Below are 20,791 nucleotides of genomic sequence, written 5' to 3' on the forward strand. Positions count from 1 at the left end.
TACTTTAGCGCCGTAATTATATTAAACTAAAAACTTAACTATAATTATGATTAAAAAAATTTCAATTCTTGTTTTTACAAGCATCGTTGTTATGTCTTGTGTATCTAAAAAGAAGTATGTTGCTTTACAAGAAGAAAACGGTGAAATAACAAGTGAACTTCAAAAAACGCGTGTAGAAAAAGAAGATTTAGAAAATAAATTTTCTGAAATTCAACAACGAATAGATGCGTATAATTCAAAACTTAATCAATTAACTGAAGAAAATGATGCAAAATTTGTTTCCGTTGGTGATGATATGATCATATCAAATGACACACGAGAACAAATGATTGAAACACTTAAGAATGTTGATCCCGAAGCTTTAGCTAATGCTGAAAGTTTAAAGGACTCGATGAATTTAGCGATTGGATATAATTTGCGTCAATCCATGGATACAAGTAGTTTAAATGAAGATGAAGATATTGCAATCAACATAAACGAAACGGTTGTTATGATATCTATTTCAGACAAACTATTATTTAACACCGCAAGTTACCGGGTAAGTAGTAAAGCAAATAATATCTTGCAAAAACTAGCCGATGTTATAAATTCAGAACCTAGTGTTGAAGTTATGGTTGAAGGTCACACCGATTCTAGAAGTATCAATACTGGTAAAGTTTCAGATAACTGGGATTTAAGTGTATTGCGAGCAACATCGGTTGTTAGAAAGTTGCAAGATGATTTTAATGTAGCACCAGAAAAACTAATAGCTGCAGGTAGAAGTTTCTACTTACCTGTTGCCGATAATGATTCTGCAGAAAGTCGTTCAAAAAACAGACGTACACGAATTATTATTTTACCAAATATTAATAAGTTTTTTGCGCTAATGGCATCAAACGAATAAATATTCACCCCTTATATAATTGTATTAAAGACTGCCTTTTGGTGGTCTTTTTTATTTTACTACTTTGCACTAATAGATATGGAACAAGAACAAATAGCAAAACAATACTCAGGGTTTTTAGAAACAGAAAATTTATGGTTGCACAATAGCATTAGAGGTATTGAGCAATTTATTATTTCTAATAAACCTGTTTTAAGTTCAAGTACACAGTTTATTAAAAATGTCCGTTTAGGAAAATTTATAGAACAATTTGTATTTCATGCCTTAAAGCAAGAGGCTAATATGTCTGTGTTAGCTGAAAACATTCAAATAAAGAACGGCAAACAAACTATTGGTGAAATTGATGGAATAATACAGACCAAAATACCATCATACATTTAGAAATAGTCTATAAGTTTTATTTATATGATGATTCTGTAGGTAGTTCAGAAATTGAACATTTAATAGGTCCTAACAGAAAAGATAGCTTTACCGAGAAATTAGACAAGTTAGAAACTAAACAGTTTCCTCTGCTTTATAAGGAGCAAACAAAATCAATGCTTCGAAAACTTGGTACGGCATCTAAAGAAATAAAACAGAAAGTATGTTTTAAAGCTCAGATATTTATTCCGTATAAAAGAACAGTATTGTTTAAGGAAATTAATTCTAAGGCTGTAGTTGGTTATTACATATCCGTAAGGGATATTTATAAATTAACTGATTGTCTATTCTACCTCCCAAATAAATTAAATTGGTTATTAAAACCAGATTTAGATGTTGCTTGGCAAAGCTTTGAAAATACCCAAGCTATATTTAACCAAGTAATATCTGAACAATATGCTACTTGTTGTTGGGTTAAAAACCCAGACAATAGTATAGAAAAATGCTTTATAGTTTGGTGGTAAATTATTTATTCTGCTGGTCTTCCGTGAATTTCAAGAAATAAATCATCGAAGTTATTACGTAAATAAGCACGTAACTTTTTACGATAATCATCTTTTAACCATTCAACAAAATTAAAAGTACTCTTACTAATACATTTTGTATAACGGTGAATACGATAATCTATATCATCACCAAGTTGTTTCGCTAAATCTAAAGCATCATAAACATCTTCACTGTTTTCTATACAAATCTTAGCATGATGTTCAATAGAACGCTCTAAAACCACTTTGGAAGATTCTCCTGCTCTAACAGCTGCTATATATGTTTTTTTGATATCGAAGTATACATCTTCCGATTTTTCAAAAGCTGCGCGCATATCAGCTGGCATCTCATAACGGAAGTTTTCTTCAATTTCTTCATCAGCTAAAATACCATCAAGATAAAAGTTTGGTGATCTAAAAATTCTATGCCAATCTAAATCGGCACCCCAAGGACCAAAACGGTGTAAGTTATTTCCTAAATCTAATACCGTAAAAGTGCTCTTATTTTTAAGAATACGAGATCCCCTACCAATCATTTGATAATATAAAGTAAGCGATTTAGTAGCACGATTTAATATAATAGCCTCTACTGAAGGTTCATCAAAACCTGTAGTTAAGATACTAACCGAAGTTAAAATAGCATCTGGCGTTTCCTTAAACCATTTTAATATTTTTTTACGCTCCTTTTTAGTATTGGTATTATCTAAATGAGCTACAGGGTATCCTGCCATTCTAAAGGTATCATATACATGTAAAGATGTATTAATACCATTGTTAAAAATTAACGTTTTTTTACCTTTAGCACGTTCTTCGTATGCTTGAAGTAATTTGGAAAGCATGTCATTGTTAGTATATAAATCTTCTGAAGATTTTACGGTATAATCACCGTTAGCACCAACAACTAATGAGGTTAATCCAACATTATAAGAATATACTTCAGCTTTAGCTAAAAACTCATTACTAATAAGAGATTCAATACTTTCACCTACAATTAATTCATTGTAGTTATCTTTCATTGGTAACTTTATATTAGAACTTAAGGGCGTTGCAGTAACTCCTAAAATAAAGGCCTTTTCAAAGAATTTAAAAAGTTTGGTGAATGAATTATAATGCGCTTCATCAATAATAACTAAACCAATATCTGATATATCAAGCTTACCTTCGTTTAAACGGTTATTTAACGTTTCAACCATCGCCACAAAACAACTGTATTGTGCTTGATCATCAAGATTTGCTTTACTATTAACTACTTTATTTTCCACTCCAAATTCTGTAAGCATGCCTGAAGTTTGGCGACATAACTCGATACGGTGTGTCATTACTAACACTTTTTTCTTGTGATGCTTTAAATATTGCCTTACAATTTCTGAGAAAATAACGGTTTTACCCCCACCTGTTGGTAATTGGTATAACAAATGGTAGTCTTCAGGAGCTTCTTCAAAACTCTTGAATATCTTGTTTATAGCCCCTTTTTGGTAGCTATAAAGATTTTTACCTTCTTTTCTGTCTTCTAATTCGGATGGTGAAATACTAGTGCTCATAATTTTTTTCGATGTGCAAAAATACGTTCTTTTAAAGGTTTTTCAAGATTTTTTTTGAATTAATTGCAGATACTTTTTCAACAAACACGGTTTAAAACTTAATTTTGTGCCTTTGTAACAATTCCTTATTTTTTAAGATTATGAATGAAACCCCCATTTTACATTATAAATTGTTTAAACCTTATGGCTATATAAGTCAGTTTGTAATTAATGGAAAACAAAAGAGAAATAAAAGACTCTTAGGTGAACTGTATGATTTTCCAGAAGGAACAATGGCTATTGGTCGTTTAGATGAGAGCTCGGAAGGCTTATTACTCTTAACCACCGATGGTAAAACAAGTAGTTATATTACAAGTGGTAAAATTGAAAAAGAATATTATGCACAAGTTGATGGTGTAATAACTCCTGAAGCTATAACACAATTAGAATTAGGTGTTTCGATTTCTGTTAATGGTAAACCTTATACTACAAAGCCAGGTAAAGCACATGTGTTACATGTAGCTCCTAATTTCCCAGAACGCCTAAAAAAAATACGTAACGAGCGCCATGGGCCAACATCATGGGTTTCAATTACGGTATCTGAAGGTAAATTTAGACAAGTTCGAAAAATGACTTCAGCCGTAGGGTTTCCAACCTTAAGATTGGTTCGTGTTAGAATAGGAACGATTCGTTTAGATAGTTTAAAAATGGGTGCTGTTGAAACATTACCACAAATTCAGTAATATTATTCTTTAACAACTATTAAAGTAGCTTTTACGCCATTGGCTAAACCCCAACCAGAAGAAGCTATAATCTCATCATTTTCATCCATAATAACTACTTGAGCCGTATTTGGAGCTACATCACCTTGTGTTAATGCTTGAAAATCTATTACATTAAAACCTTCTTTTAATTCCAAAACAAAACCTCTGTAATCACCAGTTAAAACAGCATTAGCCTTCATGATATCTTTATCTACGAAAACACGAATAACATCACCGTCAACAGAACCATAATCACGATATAAAACCCGTACACGTGACTCTTTGGTTTTAAAATCGCCTAAATATTGATCCGTTTTAGCTCCTACTACTTTTTCTTCATAAATATTATTAAAATTTTCTTCATGCCTATTAAAACGCTCTTCATATAATTCTCCGGGATTACCAAATTCTTCTCCGAACATAGAAAACTTTTCCTTCTCTGTATTTAAAGTTGAATTGTTAGGAATTGATAAACCGTTTAACGTTCCTGTATTGGGGTTAGAAAACTGGTTATTTTCCGTGGGTTTTATTGAAAAACCATCAGAGCCAGATTCTGTTTGCCTAGCAGGAATTGATGTAGACATATTAGGGCTCATATCAATTTGAGACCAAGCTGTTCCCGGCACAAGTATGGCAAATCCATAAATAAGGATGTAATGTAATTTTTTCATGACGGCATTAACAGAATTTAAAGATGATATGTTCAAATACTATTCCTAAATGTTGTTTAACGGGATAAATATATATTAAAATTGATAATTTAATTCATCTCTTTCATTTTTTTAAGAGAACATTAGTAATAACAGTGCTTAACAAGCTTTTTTAATCGCAATTAGAACGTTCTTTAAATGTTAAAATATGTTAAAATACTACTTTGTAATGCATAGTACTGTAACAAACTGTTTTTAGCGTCGTCTATTAAGTATACAATCAAAAAAACGAAATATTATGAGAACTTTAGACAGCAACCAATTAACACAAAGAACGAACAGTACAAAAAGCTTTACTTGGAATAGTAAACGCCGATTTAGATAAACGTATCTAAACATCAATCAATCAATCAATCAATCAATCAATCAATCAACCTAAACATAGTGACCATGCAAGCAGTTATAAAAATTTCAAGAGATTCCAATGAGTTGATAACGTACTCACAAAAAAGAATTTCCGTGAGAAAAAAGCACATAACTCATGGTACATTATGGACAGGTATTAAACGTTATGTACATTAGTTGAATTAGTTAAAGACGGAAAAAACCAGCATTATTGCTGGTTTTTTTTTGTATAATATGATTTATTAAATCCTACTAATTAATAATTTAGTAAGTCTTTTAAAGCTTTTTCAAACTTGCCTTTCGCTAGATACTGAATCTCTAATTGGTTTATAAAAGGAATTGGTGTATCCATACTTGCCACACGTTTTACAGGGGCATCTAAATCTTCAAAACAATGCTCCATTATTAAAGCTGATATATCAGAAGCAATACCTCCAAATAAAGAGTCTTCTTGTAAAATAATAGCTCGACCTGTTTTCTTAACCGATTTGTAAATGGTTTCGGTATCCAAGGGTTGTAAAGTTCTTAAATCTATTAAATCGGCAGCTATTTGTGGATTATCATCTAATATTTCTAAAGCCCAATGTACAGCTGCACCATAAGAAATAATAGTTACAGCACTCCCCTCACGTAAACAAGCTGCTTCCCCAAAAGGAATTGTAAAATAATTAGTTGGAACCTCTTGACGAATACTTCTGTAAAGTGCTTTATGCTCAAAAAACAGTACAGGGTTTGGGTCGTTTATAGCAGTTGCCAATAAGCCTTTAGCGTCATAAGGAAATGCAGGGTAAACTACTTTTAAGCCAGGTGTTTTGGTAAACCAAGCCTCGTTTGTTTGAGAGTGAAAAGGTCCGGCAGCAACACCAGCGCCACAAGGCATTCTTACAACAACATTGGCTTCTTGACTCCATCTGTAATGTGATTTAGCAAGATAGTTTACTATAGGGTTAAAACCGGAAGTAGCAAAATCTGCAAATTGCATTTCCATTACGGCTTTCATTCCTGCTATTGAAAGTCCCATAGCTGTTTCAACAATAGCTGATTCACAAATAGGTGTATTTCTTACGCGATCTTTACCAAATGCTTCAACAAAACCATCGGTTATTTTAAAAACACCACCGTATTCGGCTACATCTTGCCCCATAATAACTAAGTCGTCATGCTGTTCCATAGATTGTTTTAAACCTTCTGAAATGGCGTCAATCAATCGGATTTCTTTAGTCTCCGAGTTAGGACTAATATCTTTGTAATTAAATGGTTTATATACATCATTTAATTCCGTATCCATATCTGGTGAAATTAACGCTTCATCGAAAGCCATTTGCAAATGTGTGTTAATTTCGTCTACAATATCTGCTTTCATTTTTGCGTCATCAGTTTCCGATAGCAACTGTTCAGCTTGTAAAAAGGCTTTAAAATTCTCCAAAGGATCTTTTTTAGCCCAAGTATCCATTAATTCCTGAGGGACATATTTAGTACCACTAGCCTCTTCATGTCCACGCATTCTAAAAGTTTTAAATTCAATTAAAATTGGACGCGGATTTTGGCGTACACTTTCAGCTAAATCACGTACTTTAGTATAAACTTCAATAATGTTGTTTCCGTCTATTATATGTGATTCCATACCATAACCAAGGCCACGGTCTGCAATATGCTCGCAGTTATATTGTTCGCTAGTAGGCGTTGATAAACCATACCCGTTATTTTCTATGCAAAAAAGTACGGGTAAATTCCATACAGAAGCTACATTTAAAGCCTCATGAAAATCACCTTCACTCGTACCTCCTTCTCCAGAAAACACAGCCGTTACTTGTTGGGTATTTTGCAATTTTGAAGCAAGTGCAATACCATCGGCAACACCTAATTGTGGTCCTAAATGCGAAATCATACCCACAATTTTATAGTCTTGCGTTCCAAAATGAAACGATCGATCTCTTCCTTTGGTAAAGCCATTCGCTTTACCTTGCCATTGGCTAAATAAACGGTGTAGTGGAATATCTCTAGTAGTAAAAACACCAAGATTTCGGTGCATTGGCAAAATATATTCGTTAGCATTCATAGCCATTGTAACCCCCACGGATATAGCTTCTTGGCCAATTCCTGAAAACCATTTTGAGATTTTACCTTGACGTAATAAGATTAACATTTTTTCTTCAATTAAACGCGGTTTTAACATGCGCTTATATAGCTTTAATAAGTCGTCGTTATTTAAGCTTGATTTATTGTAAATTATATTACTCAAAGTTATAGGAGTTAAATTCATATATGTTGTTGGTCAAATATACTATAAATTGATAATTTCAAATAAAAATCTATCATTAAATAGTATTCCAAACTTTATAATGTTTTCGTACATTTGTAATACTTACTTTTTAAAATAATAACAATATGAATGCAATACCTAGTGTCAATTTAAAGGATTTTATTTCGGGCGACCCTACCAAAAAACAACAATTTGTTGATGCTATTGGTAAAGCTTATGAAGAAATTGGTTTTGTTGCTTTAAAGGGACACTTTTTAGATGATGAATTAGTTGATAACTTATATTCAGAGGTTAAAAACTTCTTCGATTTACCGTTAGAAACTAAGCGTAAATATGAGATTGAAGGTATTGGCGGTCAACGTGGTTATATTTCTTTTGGTAAGGAAAGTGCTAAAGGTAAAAAGGAAGGCGATTTAAAAGAATTCTGGCATTTTGGTCAATATGTAGAAAATAATGACAAATTAGAAGCCGAATACCCTAAAAATGTACAAGTTGAAGAACTTCCTGCTTTTAATAAAACAGGTAAGGAAACTTTTAGAATGTTAGAGAAAACAGCCAAATACGTTTTACGTGCTTTAGCTTTATATTTAAATTTAGAAGAGACTTATTTCGACAATTATATTCATAATGGGAACAGTATTTTACGCCCTATCCACTACCCTCCTATTTTAGATGAACCTAAAAATGCTGTACGTGCAGCAGCTCATGGTGATATTAATTTAATTACTTTATTAATGGGAGCTCAAGGTCGCGGATTACAAGTTCAAAATCATGAAGGTGAATGGATTGATGCCATTGCAGAACCAGATGAATTAATGATTAATGTTGGTGATATGTTATCTCGTCATACCAATAATAAATTAAAATCAACAATACACCGCGTGATTAATCCTCCAAGAGAACTTTGGGGAACATCACGTTATTCTATTCCATTTTTTATGCATCCTGTTAGTGATATGAAACTAGATGTTTTAGAAAGTTGTATTGATGAAAATAACCCGAAGCAATTTGAAGATATTACAGCCGGCGAATTTTTAACCGAGCGTTTAATTGAATTAGGGTTAATTAAAAAATAAGTATGGATTTACAAGATCAGTTAAAAAATCTTTTTCCTGAACATATTTCTGAAAAGCCAGAAACAGAAGATCAAGAGGAATCAGGTTTATGGATTCAAGATGATCCATTATTATGTAAATATGAAAAACGTAAAGGCAAACCCATTACTATTATAGATGGTTATACCGGAGCTACTGAAGATTTTAAAATATTAGCCAAAGAACTAAAAACAACTCTTAGTGTTGGAGGTAGTTTTAAAGATGATAAAATAATTATTCAAGGTGATTACCGCGATAAAATTATGGCTATTTTAAAAGAAAAGGGTTTTAATGTTAAGCGTGTTGGCGGTTAATGGAAAAGTCAATTCTTCATATTACTAACGGGCATCATTTAACCCAGTTTTTACAAGACCTAGATTTTAAAGGAACCTTTTTAACATGGCAAGAAATGTTATGCGAAGGGCCTACTCTAACTGATATTGATTCGCAAGAATTTATAGATAAACGAAAAGATTTTTTAAAATCTGCTTATGACATCGAGATTGATGAAGTTAAAATAAAGAGAGAGTTAGCTATTTTAAATACGGCTAATAATTATGATAAAATAGTTTTATGGTTTGAATATGATTTGTTTTGTCATATTAATCTACTTGCTGTTATAAAACTACTTCAAGAGAAAAAAATTAACACCCCTTTACATTTAGTTTGTAGTGGTCGTGTTCCTGGAGAAAAAAATTTAAAAGCATTAAGGGAACTTTCTAGGAAACAGTTATTAGAGCATTACAAAAACAAAGTGCGTTTACAAGAGTCAGATATCGATCTTGCACGAACATTATGGCATATATACTGTAGTAAAGATCATAATTTGCTGAAACCATACATTGTTAAAAAATCGTCTTTTAAATACCTGAACAGTTGTTTAAAAGCGCATTTAGAACGCTTTCCTAATTTAAAAAATGGATTAAGCCGTTTAGAAGAAAACATTTTAACACTTATACGGGACCAAGATATTAAATCGAAAAACCATTTATTAGGTTACGCTTTAAATTTTCAAGGTTATTATGGGTTTGGGGACACCCAAATTCTCCGAATTATTAATTGTTTATCTCTGTTTTTTGATGAAACTGAAAATCAAATCAGCTTAAACAGAAAAGGACACGAAGCATTAATAGGTACGCGTAATTTTTCTAAAGAGATTAATAATAATATAACCTATGGTGGTATAAACCGTTTGGACTTTTATTTTAGTACCGAACAGAATAAACTTATAAAAAAATAAACTATGCCTATCCAAGAATCTGAACTTATACTCAATCCAGATGGCAGTATTTATCACTTAAATCTGAAACCTGAAAATATAGCGAATACCATTATTTTTGTAGGAGATCAAGATCGTGTAGATAAAATTACAATGCATTTTGACACCATTGATTTTAGGACACAAAAGCGTGAGTTTAAAACACATACGGGCACTTATAAAGGAGTGCGTTTAACAGTTATTTCAACAGGTATAGGTCCTGACAATATAGATATTGTATTAAATGAGTTAGATGCATTGGTGAACATCGATTTAAAAACACGTCAACCTAAAACAGAATTAACATCTTTAAATATTATTAGAGTTGGTACTTCAGGATCTTTACAAAAAGATATTCCGGTAGATAGTTTTTTAATGAGCTCGCATAGTTTAGATTTAAATGGTCTTTTACATTTTTATGAAATTGAACCATTTACAAATCCAGAAATAGAAGATGCTTTTGTCAAGCATTGCAATTGGTACGCTCATAAAGCGCGTCCCATTTTAATTGAAAATAGTCCGTTTTTAGCCAAACATTTTTCATCTGATGAAACATATTCCGGAATCACAGCTACGGCTGTCGGTTTTTATGGACCTCAAGGGCGTAAATTACGTTTAAACTTACAGGATGCCACTTTAAATTCTAAAATGGATAATTTTGAATATGAAAATAACAGAATTACTAATTTAGAAATGGAAACTTCAGCTATCTATGGCTTATCAAAATTATTAGGACACCAAGCACTATCGTTGAATGCCATTATTGCAAACCGTGCAAATGGTACCTTTAGTAAAAATCCCAAAGAGGTAGTAGAAAATTTAATTCAGTACACTTTAGATAAAATTACAAGCTTATGAAAACAGTAAAAATTGGAGGTGTACCTGAACACTTTAATTTGGCGTGGTATTTAACGCTAAAAAATGGTGATTATAAAGATCAAGATATTAACTTACGATGGCATGATTATCCGGGAGGAACAGGTGCCATGTGTAAAGCACTACGCGAAGGCACTATTGATATAGCTGTAATTTTAACCGAAGGTATTATAAAAGATATTGCAGAAGGTAATCCTTCTAAAATTGTACAAACGTTTGTTGAAACGCCTTTAATTTGGGGTATTCATGTAGATGATAAATCACCATATCAAACCCTTTCCGATATAAAAGGAACAAAAGCAGCTATCAGTCGTTATGGTTCCGGATCGCATTTAATGGCGTACATAAACGCTCAAAATAACAGTTGGGATTTAAAAAAAGATCTACATTTTGAAGTTGTAAAAAATATGGATGGTGCAATAGAAGCCTTATCAAACAATACAGCTGACTATTTTATGTGGGAAAAGTTTATGACTAAACCACTAGTAGATAATGGTGTTTTTAGACGTTTAGGAAACTGCCCTACTCCTTGGCCTTGTTTTGTTATAGCTGTTAGTGATAATTTTATTGAAAACCATACGGAAGATTTAAATACTATTTTAGATATTATTAATACAGCTACTAAAGATTTTAAGGGAATTCCAGATATTGATAAGGTTATAGCTAAGCGTTACGATCAGAAGCTAGAAGATGTTCAAGAGTGGTTATCACTTACTGAATGGTCTCAAAGCCCAATGGATGAAGCTACCATTAATAATATTCAAGAACAGTTATTAGCTTTAGATATTATTTCAGAAACAGTACCTTATGACAAATTAGTTCATAATTTACAGTAAATAGATGCCGGTTTAGTGTTTTTTAAATAGATAATCCGTTTTAATTTTTGAAAAACTAGCACGTCAAAAAATATCATTTAATCATAAAAATGACTGCACTTACTATTTTAAAGCTTTTCGACTATTAGTTTAAACGCAATGAAAAGATAGTACTCTTTAGAAATAACAACATTTTTTTAATAATTACCAATAAAACATTCAGTCATATTGGCCATTGATAAGGGGTAACATATAATTTACTTAAGCTTTTTAATTTCTTAATATACTATAAATCATATCTTTGAAAAGCGACCTTACATCGATAAATGTTAAAATTTCTTTAAAAAATGAGTTTAATCTTTTATATTTGATAACGCTTTAATCTTAAAAACGGATTGCTTATGCTAATGACCATTATGTTGACGCTCATAATTTTGGTTGCAATTAACTTTATATTACTTATATTTAGTTGTAATAAGTCAACCAAAAAAACAGTAAAAAAAGAAGAAAACTTAGTTGCTTTAAAAATTTCAAAGAACAACGTTTCTAAAACTAATAAATCTACACAGTTAGCTCCTACAGGAAGCTAAAACAGTAATATCAACGTTTTAATATGTAACTATATAACATCTATTTGTTATAGGTTTTTTATTTAAAATGTAATTTCTGGTTACCAATTAATCGGACTCTTATTATTCGCTTTTAGAAAGGCATTAGCTTGACTAAAATGCTTATTACCAAACCAATACCCTCGATTAGCACTTAATGGTGATGGATGACCACTTAATAGAATAGTATGCTTTTCTTTCGCTATTAATTTTGCTTTCGATTTAGCAAAACCTCCCCATAACATAAATACCACGTCATTATGCTGATTACTGATAGTTTTAATTACGCTATCTGTGAATATTTCCCATCCTTTTTTTTTATGGCTACCAGCTTCATGAGCATGAACCGTTAATGTGGCGTTTAACAATAATACACCTTGTTCTGCCCAATGCTCTAAATTACCACTAACTGGATATGGTTTTCCTGTATCTGTTTCAAGTTCTTTAAAAATATTCTTTAAAGATGGCGGATGCGTTACACCATCTTGAACACTAAAACACAAACCATTTGCTTGATTTGGACCGTGATACGGATCTTGACCTATAATCACAACTTTTACATCTTGGAATTTACAAGCATTAAACGCCTGAAATATTTTATCGTAGGACGGGTAACAGGTGTGATTTTGGTAAGCATTATCAATAAAATGCATTAATTCTTTAAAATAAGGTTTACTAAATTCATTTTGAAAATGGATCAGCCAACTAGGATCTATATTTGGTGTCATTTTTTTTATCTTCGTTATGTCTGCACTAAATTAATATTATCTTTATACTCTAAAAATTATTTCTTTTGAAAAAAATAAAATTCCCTACAGCACAAACAATTCTATTAATTATAGCTGGACTTGTAGCCTTATTAACTTGGATAATTCCGGCTGGAAAATACGATACACTTACTTATAGTAAAGCTGATGATAGTTTTACTATAACACATCTAGAATCTACTGCTGCTCTCCCGGCAACACAGGAAACTTTAGAGGAATTAAATATTAATATACCATTAAGTAAATTTACTAATGGCGGCATCTGGAAGCCAATTTCAATTCCTAACACCTATGAAGTTGTTGAAGCAAAACCTCAGAGTATAGTGGCTTTCTTCCAATCTCCAGTTAAAGGGATTATTGAAGCCTCTGATATTATTTTTCTAGTACTAATAATTGGTGGATTAATTGGTATCATGAACTTTACGGGTGCTTTTGATGCTGGAATTGTGTGGCTAGCCAACACATTAAAAGGCAAAGAATATATTCTTATTGTTTTGGTTACAGCTCTGATTGCGTTAGGCGGAACAACTTTTGGTTTAGCTGAAGAAACTATTGCCTTCTACCCTATTTTAATTCCTATGTTTCTAGCTGCTAAATATGATGCCATGGTACCATTGGCATCTATATATTTAGGTTCTGCTATAGGAACCATGTGTTCTACCGTTAACCCATTTAGTACTATAATTGCATCTGATGCTGCTGGAATTAACTGGACAACAGGTTTAACAGGGCGAATTATAACACTTCTTATTGGTGTAGCAATTTGTATTATTTATATTTTGAGATACGCTAGTAAGGTTAAAAAAGACCCAACAAAATCATTAATTTATAGTCAGAAAGAAGAAATTGAAGCACATTTTGGAACTAAAAACACAACAACTTTAAAACTAACAACTAGATTACGTTTGATTCTCGTTGTTTTCACTATGTGTTTTGTAATAATGATTTATGGTGTATCACAATTAGATTGGTGGTTTGTTGAAATGACAACAGTGTTTTTAGTAGGTGCTATTATTATTGGTTTAATTGGGAAAATTCAAGAAACAACATTTGTAGAAACCTTTGTTAAAGGCGCTTCAGATTTATTAGGGGTTGCGTTAATAATAGGAATTGCTCGCGGCGTTTCGGTATTAATGAATGATGGTTTGATTAGTGATACTATGCTATATCATGCAAGTACCGTAACGGAAGGCATGAATAAAGGTGTATTTGCTAACGCGATGTTATTTATTTATAGTGGCTTATCGTTTTTTATACCAAGTTCATCTGGGATGGCTGTTTTAACTATGCCAATTATGTCTCCTTTAGCTGATACTGTAGGTTTTGGCCGTGATGTAATTGTAAACTGCTACCAATATGGTTTAGGTTTATTTGCTTTTATTAATCCTACTGGTTTAATTTTAGCGTCTCTAGCCATTGTTAAAGTAGGCTATAATAAATGGTTAAAATTTGTACTACCACTACTTTTAATTCTTACTGTATTTACCATGATTGTAATTACAATTCAAGCGTACATGTAATTATTCTGTTTGAAATGACCTGTTTAAAAAGTCTAATATTTTCTGGTTAACTGCCTCTGGCTGATCTACAGTTAGAAAATGACCTGCATTAGAAATTACGCCTCCGGATCCTTTTGGTATAAGTGAATTGGTCATTTCAACAGTTTTATTGTTATTTATAACATCATCATCACCTATTAAAACTAAAACAGGCATATTGAGTGATTCTATTTCACGTTTTGAAAAAGGTTTCATACTTAATAAAAACTTGTTTATAGAGTCGTTAGATTCCGATTTGTAATACTGTTTTAAATATGTTTCGTCAATATTTGAAACATTACTAGACATAGATTTTAAACTTTGTTCAATTTGTTTTTCTTCAGATGAAAAGAGCATAACTATGTTTTTTAATAAATCTGAACTAGGTCTTATCCAAATAAAGGTTTGAGCAGGACTTAAAAGAATCATATTTTTTATTCTTTTTTGGTTTTCCAATGCCAATTTCATTGAAATCCAACCACCTCTAGACGCGCCTACTAAACTAAACTCTTTAAGCTCTAATTTTTCGAAAATTTCATTATACCATAAACTAATATCATCAACATCGTCAAAAACGCCGGTTTTATACGATTTCCCAGGTTCTAAAATAAAATCTATAGCGTATAACCTATAAGTTTGAGCTAAAGCTTTAGCATTCGGGTACCACATGGTGGAACTAGCATTCATACCATGTAACAATACTAAAGGTTCTCCATTTTCAGGACCACTTACAACAATATGAGCTGTTCCAAATTGAGTTGGTATATAAAGTTCTTCAAATGGAATATCCCAAAGTTTTAAGGACGCATCATAAGCTTCAAAATAAGCTTTCAAACTCCCTTTAGAATTAGTTATGTACTCGGGTTTCTTTGTGTATTTTTCATAATCTTTCTCACATGATTGTAAACAAAGAATAATGCTTAAAAAAATAACAACAGAAACTAGTCTCATAAATAAATATATTAAGTATCAAATTTACACAATTCTAAAAGGAACTTATAGTTTATGAATAGATATGTTTTAAACAGAATGTGTATTTTTGTAAATCTTAAAAAAAGCTATCCTTTTACGCGAGGAACATTATGATACACATTCACGAAAAAACACTTCAAGATCTTGAGTTTTCTACTATTTTACAACAAGTAAGTGAGCTTTGCATTACGCCTTTAGGACATGAATCTGCGTTAAAAATTACACCTTATAAAAATAAAGAGCTAGCCTTAAATGCTTTAGATTTAACAAACGAGTATGTTGCATCCTTTGTTAATGATAATCGCATTCCTAATCACGGTTTTGATACGATAGCAAAAGAAATAAAGCTTTTAAAAATTGAAAACACTTATTTAGAAGCCCATAGTTTAAAAAAAATTGTTGCCATTTCAACCACGGCAAACGACATTATAGTTTTCTTAAAAAAATTCCAAGAGTATTATTCTAATTTATATGACTATGCTTCACATATAGAAGTTACTAAAGTCCTAATTAATGAGATTGATACCATAATTGATCGTTTTGGAGATGTAAAAGATAATGCTTCTAGCACTTTAAAAGTTCTACGTCAGGAAATTATTATTTTAAAGGGTAAAATAAATCAAAGTTTCACATCGGCATTAAATAGTTATCAGCAATTAGAATATTTAAATGACATACGCGAATCTGTAGTCGATAACAAACGAGTACTAGCTGTTAAAGCCATGTACAGACGTAAAGTTAAAGGTGCTATAATGGGTGGTAGTAAAACAGGTAGTATTGTATATATAGAGCCTGAAACAACCTTACGATATACTAGAGAACTGAATAATTTAGAGTATGAAGAGCACGAGGAAGTTGTTCGTATTTTAAAAACCTTAACTAATTTTATTCGCCCTTTTATAGGGCTTTTAAATAGCTATCAGGACTTTTTAACAGAAATAGATGTTATTTCTGCTAAGGCAAAATATGCCAATTCAATGCAAGCTATTTTGCCTAAAATTAATAATGAACGTGAACTTTTTCTACGTGAAGCCTATCACCCATTATTGTTTTTAAGCAACAAAAAGAAACAAGAAACCACTTTCCCGCAATCCATTCACCTTACACAGGACAATCGAATTATTGTTATTTCAGGCCCTAATGCTGGAGGGAAAAGTATCACACTTAAAACTGTTGGATTACTGCAACTTATGCTGCAATCTGGTTTTTTAATACCTGTTCACGAGCGTAGTAGCGTTTTCTTATTTGATAGAATTATTTCTGATATTGGAGATAATCAATCTATAGAAAATCACTTAAGCACGTACAGTTACCGCTTAAAGCAAATGAATTACTTTCTTAAGAAATGTAATAAAAATACTTTATTTTTAATTGATGAGTTTGGTACGGGATCTGATCCTGAACTTGGTGGTGCTTTAGCCGAAACGTTTTTAGAGGAATTTTATCATCGAGAGGCTTTTGGTATTATTACAACCCACTACTCCAATCTTAAAATTCTAGCTAACGAGTTACCATACATGCAAAATGCTAATATGATGTTCGATGAAAAAACATTAGAACCCATATATAAATTAGCATTAGGTCAAGCTGGTAGCTCCTTTACTTTTGAAGTGGCTCAAAAAAACGGTATTCCTTATAGTTTAATAAACCGAGCGAAAAAGAAAATTGAAAAAGGTAAAGTTCGTTTTGACAGAACCATTGCTAAATTACAAAAGGAACGCTCCAAACTTGAAAAAACAGAACAATCGCTAAAAGTTAACGAACGTAAAAAACAAACGGAAGCCGAAAAATTAGAGGAGATTAACTCTAAAATTCAAAAGAAACTAGAAAGTTATCAAGAGCTTTATGATAGTAATCAGCGACTTATTTACTTAGGACAAAAAATTGATGACCTATCACAAAAATACTTTAATAATAAACAAAAACGTGAATTAATGAATGAGCTATTTAAGCTTGTTCAGATTGAAAATTCAAAACGAAAGAAGGTTTCAGCAAAAAAACAAAAAATTGAAAAAGCCAAAGTTGAAAAGGTAAAACAAGAAGCTGAAAAGAAAGTGGCTGTTATTAGAGAGAAGAAAAAAGTAGCTAAACAAAAAGAGAAAAATAAACCAACAGCCCCAAAACCTATTTTAAGAATAGGCGACCGTGTTAGACTTATAGATGGACGAGCCGTTGGAACAATTGATTCTATTGAGAAAAATAAAGCCATTGTTAATTATGGTATGTTTACTACAAATGTCAGTTTAGATCAGTTAGAACTAGTTCAAGCAATAAAAAAGTAGCCCAATTGTAACGACATCTTTTAAATTCTTCCTTATTTTTGATATATGCTTTCTAATTTACCCAAAAACAAACAGTTAATTCTATTTGATGGTGTGTGTAATCTTTGCAACAACGCTATTAATTATGTCATTAAGCATGATAAGAACCACCTGTTTATGTTTGCCCCTCTAGAAAGTCAAGTTGGAAAAGAAACAATAAAAACATATAATATTGACATCAAAAAACTAGACTCTATTTTACTTTTTTCACCTGACAATGGTATTTCATATAAATCCACCGCAGCACTAAAAATTGCAGTAAAATTAGGATTTCCACGTAACTTAATGGCTCTATTTTTTATCGTACCCACGTTTATAAGAGATGGTGTTTATGATTTTATTGCTAGAAATAGATATAAGTGGTTTGGTAAAAAAGAATCCTGCATGATACCTACAAAAGAATTGAAAGCAAAATTCATGAATTAACTATCTATATTATATTTTTATTATACTTTTGAACCATTATGAAAAACCTATTAAAATTCAGCTTTATACTCGCTCTTTGTCTTGGTACAACGCAAGCTTTTTCTCAAGAGCAAGAAAGTACGTCAAGTAAGAAAATTAAGAAAAACGAACTGTCACTAGAAACATTGCAGTTAATAAATGGCGTGTATCAAATTTCTTATGAACGAAGTTTCTTTAATAATTTTTCTGCATCTTTATCGTTTGGCTATAAAGGGAAAGAAGGTTTAGTCTCATTTTCAGGTATAGACAAGCCTCGTGTTAAAACAGGAGAAGTATTTTATACAGGATTTCAAGTTGTTCCAGAAGTAAGATATTATATACCCAAAACATCAAGCCGAGCTCTTAATGGGTTTTACGTTGGTGCTTATTTAAAGTATTCAAATTATAAATCTGAGTTGGGTGGCTCTTATCTTTCAGAAAATGGTACGAATTATGAACTACAGTTTGATATGAAAGTTGATATTACTTCTATTGGACTAATGGTTGGATATAAACTGCCAATTGCCAAGAACCTGAATTTAGATTTCTTAATTGCAGGTCCTGGTACAGGAAATTACAATTTTAAATTTATTAACAATAAAGATCTACCAGATGAGTTTTATGATGATCTAAATCAAGCTTTAGAAGATTACAGTATTTTAGACTTTTTAAATGGTGACTTCAGGTTTTCTGAGGTTAACAGGAAATCAACCTTTAATGCGTTGTCTTTTAGATATGGTATAGCCTTAGGGTATACTTTTTAATACTATTATAATTATAAAAAAAACAAAAAAACTATGAAAAACACACTTAAATTAGCAGCCATTTTATTGATGGTAATTACCTCTAGTTGCTCAGGAATTAAAGTATTAGATGCTTGGAAATCTGATTCTGCAGCCGATATTAAAGATGATAATATTTTGGTTATTGCAAGAACACAAAATAAACAAGCACGTATTGCTTTTGAACAAGAATTAGCAAAACAACTTCGTGCTGAAGGTATGAAGGCAACTGAAAGCTTTAAAGAAATGCCTAATTTTAATCATGATGAAAAGTTAACAGAACAACAGTTATCTAACTTTAAAGAGTTTTTAAATAACGAAGGTTACAATGCAGTTGTTTTAACTGTTGTAAAAGACTACCAAGAGCGTACAGAAACGTCAACTGATGGTGGTTATTATGCTGGAGCTAGCTATATGCCTGGTTATTTCCCTGGTTATTATGGAGGTTTTTATGGTTACTATGGTAACGCTATGTCCTACTCTACTTACGGAAGTTATGTACCAATGAGTTCTACAACTCAAGTAGTAAAAACATATATTGTTGAAACAGTAGCTTACGATTTAGCTCAAGAAGAAGGAAAACAATTAGCAGCAGTAGTAACTACGCAAATTGAAGATCCTCAAAACATGACAAAAAATGCTGTTGAGTACACTGAAAAAATAACAAAAGCATTAACAGATAAGAAATAATATTTTCTGTTACATAATAAAAAAAAGCCTTGCATTTGCAAGGCTTTTTTTATGCTTAATAATGGGCTTATTTTTAAATATGTATCCCAGAAGTTAAGTGCATTTACTTTACATTTGCAGATTATTTTTTAATAATTATGAATACAACAAAACATTATGTAGCAGCAACTTTAGCTTTTACTATTTGGGGCTTTTTTAGTTTAGTTTTAAAACCTTTGTCTAACTACACGCCTTTTGATATTTTAAGCCATCGCTCTTTAATATCGGTTGCTATAATGCTTATTGTAAGTTTACTTTTCAGACCAAAAGTTTTAAAGAAAAACATACAAGTCTTTAAATCTTTAGCAAAAAAAGAACGTCTTCGGATTGCTGTTATAAATGTAATAAGCGGTTTTTTCTTAGCTTTAAACTGGTATATATTTATTTACGTTATGAACCATGTTAGTGTAAAAGCAACCTCATTAGCTTATTTAATATGTCCAATCCTTACCATGGTTCTAGCTTTTATATTTCTTAAAGAAAAATTATTCAAGCTGCAATGGTTATCCGTTGCCCTGAGTATATTCGCATGTGTATTATTGTCTTTAGGGAATTTTATGGATTTATTTTATAGTGTAATTATAGCCCTTACCTATGCTATTTATCTTATTCTACAAAGAAAAAATCAGGAAATGGATCGATTTTTAATTTTAACAATTCAGATTACATTTGCCGTGTTAATATTAAGTCCTTTTTTAATTAGTTATGACTTTGAAGCACCAAAAACATTATACTTTTATGGTATGGTTCTGTTAATAGCAATTGGGTTTACCATAGTCCCAATGTTTCTAAATATTTATGCCTTACGCGGATTAAACTCGTCTATTGTAGGTGTATTTATCTACTTAAACCCTTTAATAAATTTCTGTTTAGCCGTTTTTTATTTTGGAGAAAAAATTACATTATTACAAGGAGTAAGTTACATGCTAATAACATTTTCTATTGTTCTATTTAATTTACCAGCTTTAAAGCACCGGAGAAATAAAAGGCGTGCTGCACATATATAATAAAAAAAGGTCTTGCTATTGCGAGACCTTTTTTTTTAATAAATCTTAACCTTAAAACTAATTCACCAAAAGTGTTTTAATTCACTTATTGATACATCAAAATTACAATAACATACTCTCAAAATTGTAAAAAATCGATAAACTGAATATATTATTGTTATTTCAATATTAATTGTAAAAATCTCCTACC

18 protein-coding genes and 1 pseudogene are annotated in these 20,791 nt (G+C 31.4%); 14 read left to right on the forward strand and 5 right to left on the reverse strand.

Annotation, left to right across the window (positions count from 1 at the left end; translation table 11 throughout):
• The first annotated feature begins 49 nt into the window (after window positions 1–49).
• Together ACW5R3_RS08145 and ACW5R3_RS08150 are read left to right on the forward strand one after the other, a co-directional pair.
• The gene (locus tag ACW5R3_RS08145; protein WP_456578825.1) at window positions 50–883 is read left to right on the forward strand and encodes an OmpA/MotB family protein; all 834 of its coding nucleotides are present in this window, start codon (window positions 50–52) and stop codon (window positions 881–883) included.
• A 78-nt stretch (window positions 884–961) separates the two neighbouring features.
• A pseudogene (locus ACW5R3_RS08150) lies at window positions 962–1,767 on the forward strand (DUF1853 family protein).
• Window positions 1,768–1,772: 5 nt separating this feature from the next.
• Here the strand turns inward: ACW5R3_RS08150 and ACW5R3_RS08155 are convergent.
• The gene (locus tag ACW5R3_RS08155) at window positions 1,773–3,329 is read right to left on the reverse strand and encodes a DEAD/DEAH box helicase (protein ID WP_456576513.1); all 1,557 of its coding nucleotides are present in this window, start codon (window positions 3,327–3,329) and stop codon (window positions 1,773–1,775) included.
• Between the two features lie 140 nt (window positions 3,330–3,469).
• On the opposite strand from ACW5R3_RS08155, the gene ACW5R3_RS08160 reads away from it, so the two are divergent.
• Entirely contained in the window at window positions 3,470–4,051 is a 582-nt protein-coding gene (locus tag ACW5R3_RS08160; RefSeq protein WP_456576514.1) for a pseudouridine synthase, read from the forward strand.
• Between the two features lie 2 nt (window positions 4,052–4,053).
• Here ACW5R3_RS08160 and ACW5R3_RS08165 read toward each other — a convergent pair whose 3' ends face one another.
• Both ACW5R3_RS08165 and ACW5R3_RS08170 read right to left on the reverse strand, forming a co-directional pair.
• Window positions 4,054–4,743: a hypothetical protein gene (locus ACW5R3_RS08165; RefSeq protein WP_456576515.1), complete on the reverse strand. Its 690-nt coding sequence runs from the start codon at window positions 4,741–4,743 to the stop codon at window positions 4,054–4,056.
• A 640-nt stretch (window positions 4,744–5,383) separates the two neighbouring features.
• Complete coding sequence (locus ACW5R3_RS08170; protein ID WP_456576516.1) at window positions 5,384–7,390, reverse strand: alpha-ketoacid dehydrogenase subunit alpha/beta; 2,007 nt, start codon at window positions 7,388–7,390, stop codon at window positions 5,384–5,386.
• A gap of 125 nt (window positions 7,391–7,515) precedes the next feature.
• On the opposite strand from ACW5R3_RS08170, the gene ACW5R3_RS08175 reads away from it, so the two are divergent.
• From ACW5R3_RS08175 to ACW5R3_RS08195, 5 genes are read left to right on the forward strand one after another with little or no spacing between them, the layout of a single operon-like run.
• Window positions 7,516–8,466: an isopenicillin N synthase family dioxygenase gene (locus ACW5R3_RS08175; protein ID WP_456576517.1), complete on the forward strand. Its 951-nt coding sequence runs from the start codon at window positions 7,516–7,518 to the stop codon at window positions 8,464–8,466.
• A 2-nt stretch (window positions 8,467–8,468) separates the two neighbouring features.
• The gene (locus ACW5R3_RS08180) at window positions 8,469–8,798 is read left to right on the forward strand and encodes a translation initiation factor (protein WP_456576518.1); all 330 of its coding nucleotides are present in this window, start codon (window positions 8,469–8,471) and stop codon (window positions 8,796–8,798) included.
• Window positions 8,798–9,724, forward strand: coding sequence for a DUF1835 domain-containing protein (locus ACW5R3_RS08185; protein WP_456576519.1), 927 nt, complete (start codon window positions 8,798–8,800; stop codon window positions 9,722–9,724). The genes ACW5R3_RS08180 and ACW5R3_RS08185 overlap by 1 nt, the downstream gene beginning before the upstream one ends.
• A 3-nt stretch (window positions 9,725–9,727) precedes the next feature.
• Window positions 9,728–10,600, forward strand: coding sequence for a nucleoside phosphorylase (locus ACW5R3_RS08190; RefSeq protein ID WP_456576520.1), 873 nt, complete (start codon window positions 9,728–9,730; stop codon window positions 10,598–10,600).
• Entirely contained in the window at window positions 10,597–11,454 is an 858-nt protein-coding gene (locus ACW5R3_RS08195) for a substrate-binding domain-containing protein (RefSeq protein ID WP_456576521.1), read from the forward strand. Before ACW5R3_RS08190 ends, ACW5R3_RS08195 begins: the two co-directional genes overlap by 4 nt.
• A gap of 649 nt (window positions 11,455–12,103) precedes the next feature.
• Here the strand turns inward: ACW5R3_RS08195 and ACW5R3_RS08200 are convergent.
• The gene (locus tag ACW5R3_RS08200) at window positions 12,104–12,769 is read right to left on the reverse strand and encodes a uracil-DNA glycosylase (RefSeq protein WP_456576522.1); all 666 of its coding nucleotides are present in this window, start codon (window positions 12,767–12,769) and stop codon (window positions 12,104–12,106) included.
• A gap of 65 nt (window positions 12,770–12,834) precedes the next feature.
• Here ACW5R3_RS08200 and ACW5R3_RS08205 point away from each other — a divergent pair, with 65 nt between their 5' ends.
• The gene (locus ACW5R3_RS08205) at window positions 12,835–14,328 is read left to right on the forward strand and encodes a YfcC family protein (RefSeq protein WP_456576523.1); all 1,494 of its coding nucleotides are present in this window, start codon (window positions 12,835–12,837) and stop codon (window positions 14,326–14,328) included.
• Here the strand turns inward: ACW5R3_RS08205 and ACW5R3_RS08210 are convergent, their stop codons facing one another.
• On the reverse strand, window positions 14,329–15,297 hold the full coding sequence (locus ACW5R3_RS08210; protein ID WP_456576524.1) for an alpha/beta fold hydrolase: 969 nt from the start codon (window positions 15,295–15,297) through the stop codon (window positions 14,329–14,331).
• A gap of 131 nt (window positions 15,298–15,428) precedes the next feature.
• Between ACW5R3_RS08210 and ACW5R3_RS08215 the strand changes: the two genes are divergently transcribed.
• The 5 genes from ACW5R3_RS08215 to ACW5R3_RS08235 all read left to right on the forward strand — a co-directional run bounded on the left by ACW5R3_RS08215 (window position 15,429) and on the right by ACW5R3_RS08235 (window position 20,601).
• Window positions 15,429–17,600 (forward strand): endonuclease MutS2, encoded by a 2,172-nt coding sequence (locus tag ACW5R3_RS08215; RefSeq protein WP_456576525.1) that lies wholly within the window; start codon window positions 15,429–15,431, stop codon window positions 17,598–17,600.
• Between the two features lie 45 nt (window positions 17,601–17,645).
• Window positions 17,646–18,065: a thiol-disulfide oxidoreductase DCC family protein gene (locus ACW5R3_RS08220; RefSeq protein ID WP_456576526.1), complete on the forward strand. Its 420-nt coding sequence runs from the start codon at window positions 17,646–17,648 to the stop codon at window positions 18,063–18,065.
• A gap of 38 nt (window positions 18,066–18,103) precedes the next feature.
• On the forward strand, window positions 18,104–18,847 hold the full coding sequence (locus ACW5R3_RS08225) for a DUF3575 domain-containing protein (protein WP_456576527.1): 744 nt from the start codon (window positions 18,104–18,106) through the stop codon (window positions 18,845–18,847).
• A 33-nt stretch (window positions 18,848–18,880) separates the two neighbouring features.
• Window positions 18,881–19,555 (forward strand): hypothetical protein, encoded by a 675-nt coding sequence (locus ACW5R3_RS08230; protein WP_456576528.1) that lies wholly within the window; start codon window positions 18,881–18,883, stop codon window positions 19,553–19,555.
• 137 nt (window positions 19,556–19,692) lie between these two features.
• Complete coding sequence (locus tag ACW5R3_RS08235) at window positions 19,693–20,601, forward strand: EamA family transporter (protein WP_456576529.1); 909 nt, start codon at window positions 19,693–19,695, stop codon at window positions 20,599–20,601.
• Window positions 20,602–20,791 lie beyond the last annotated feature (190 nt).

Source organism: Algorimicrobium bowmanii (genome assembly GCF_054031195.1).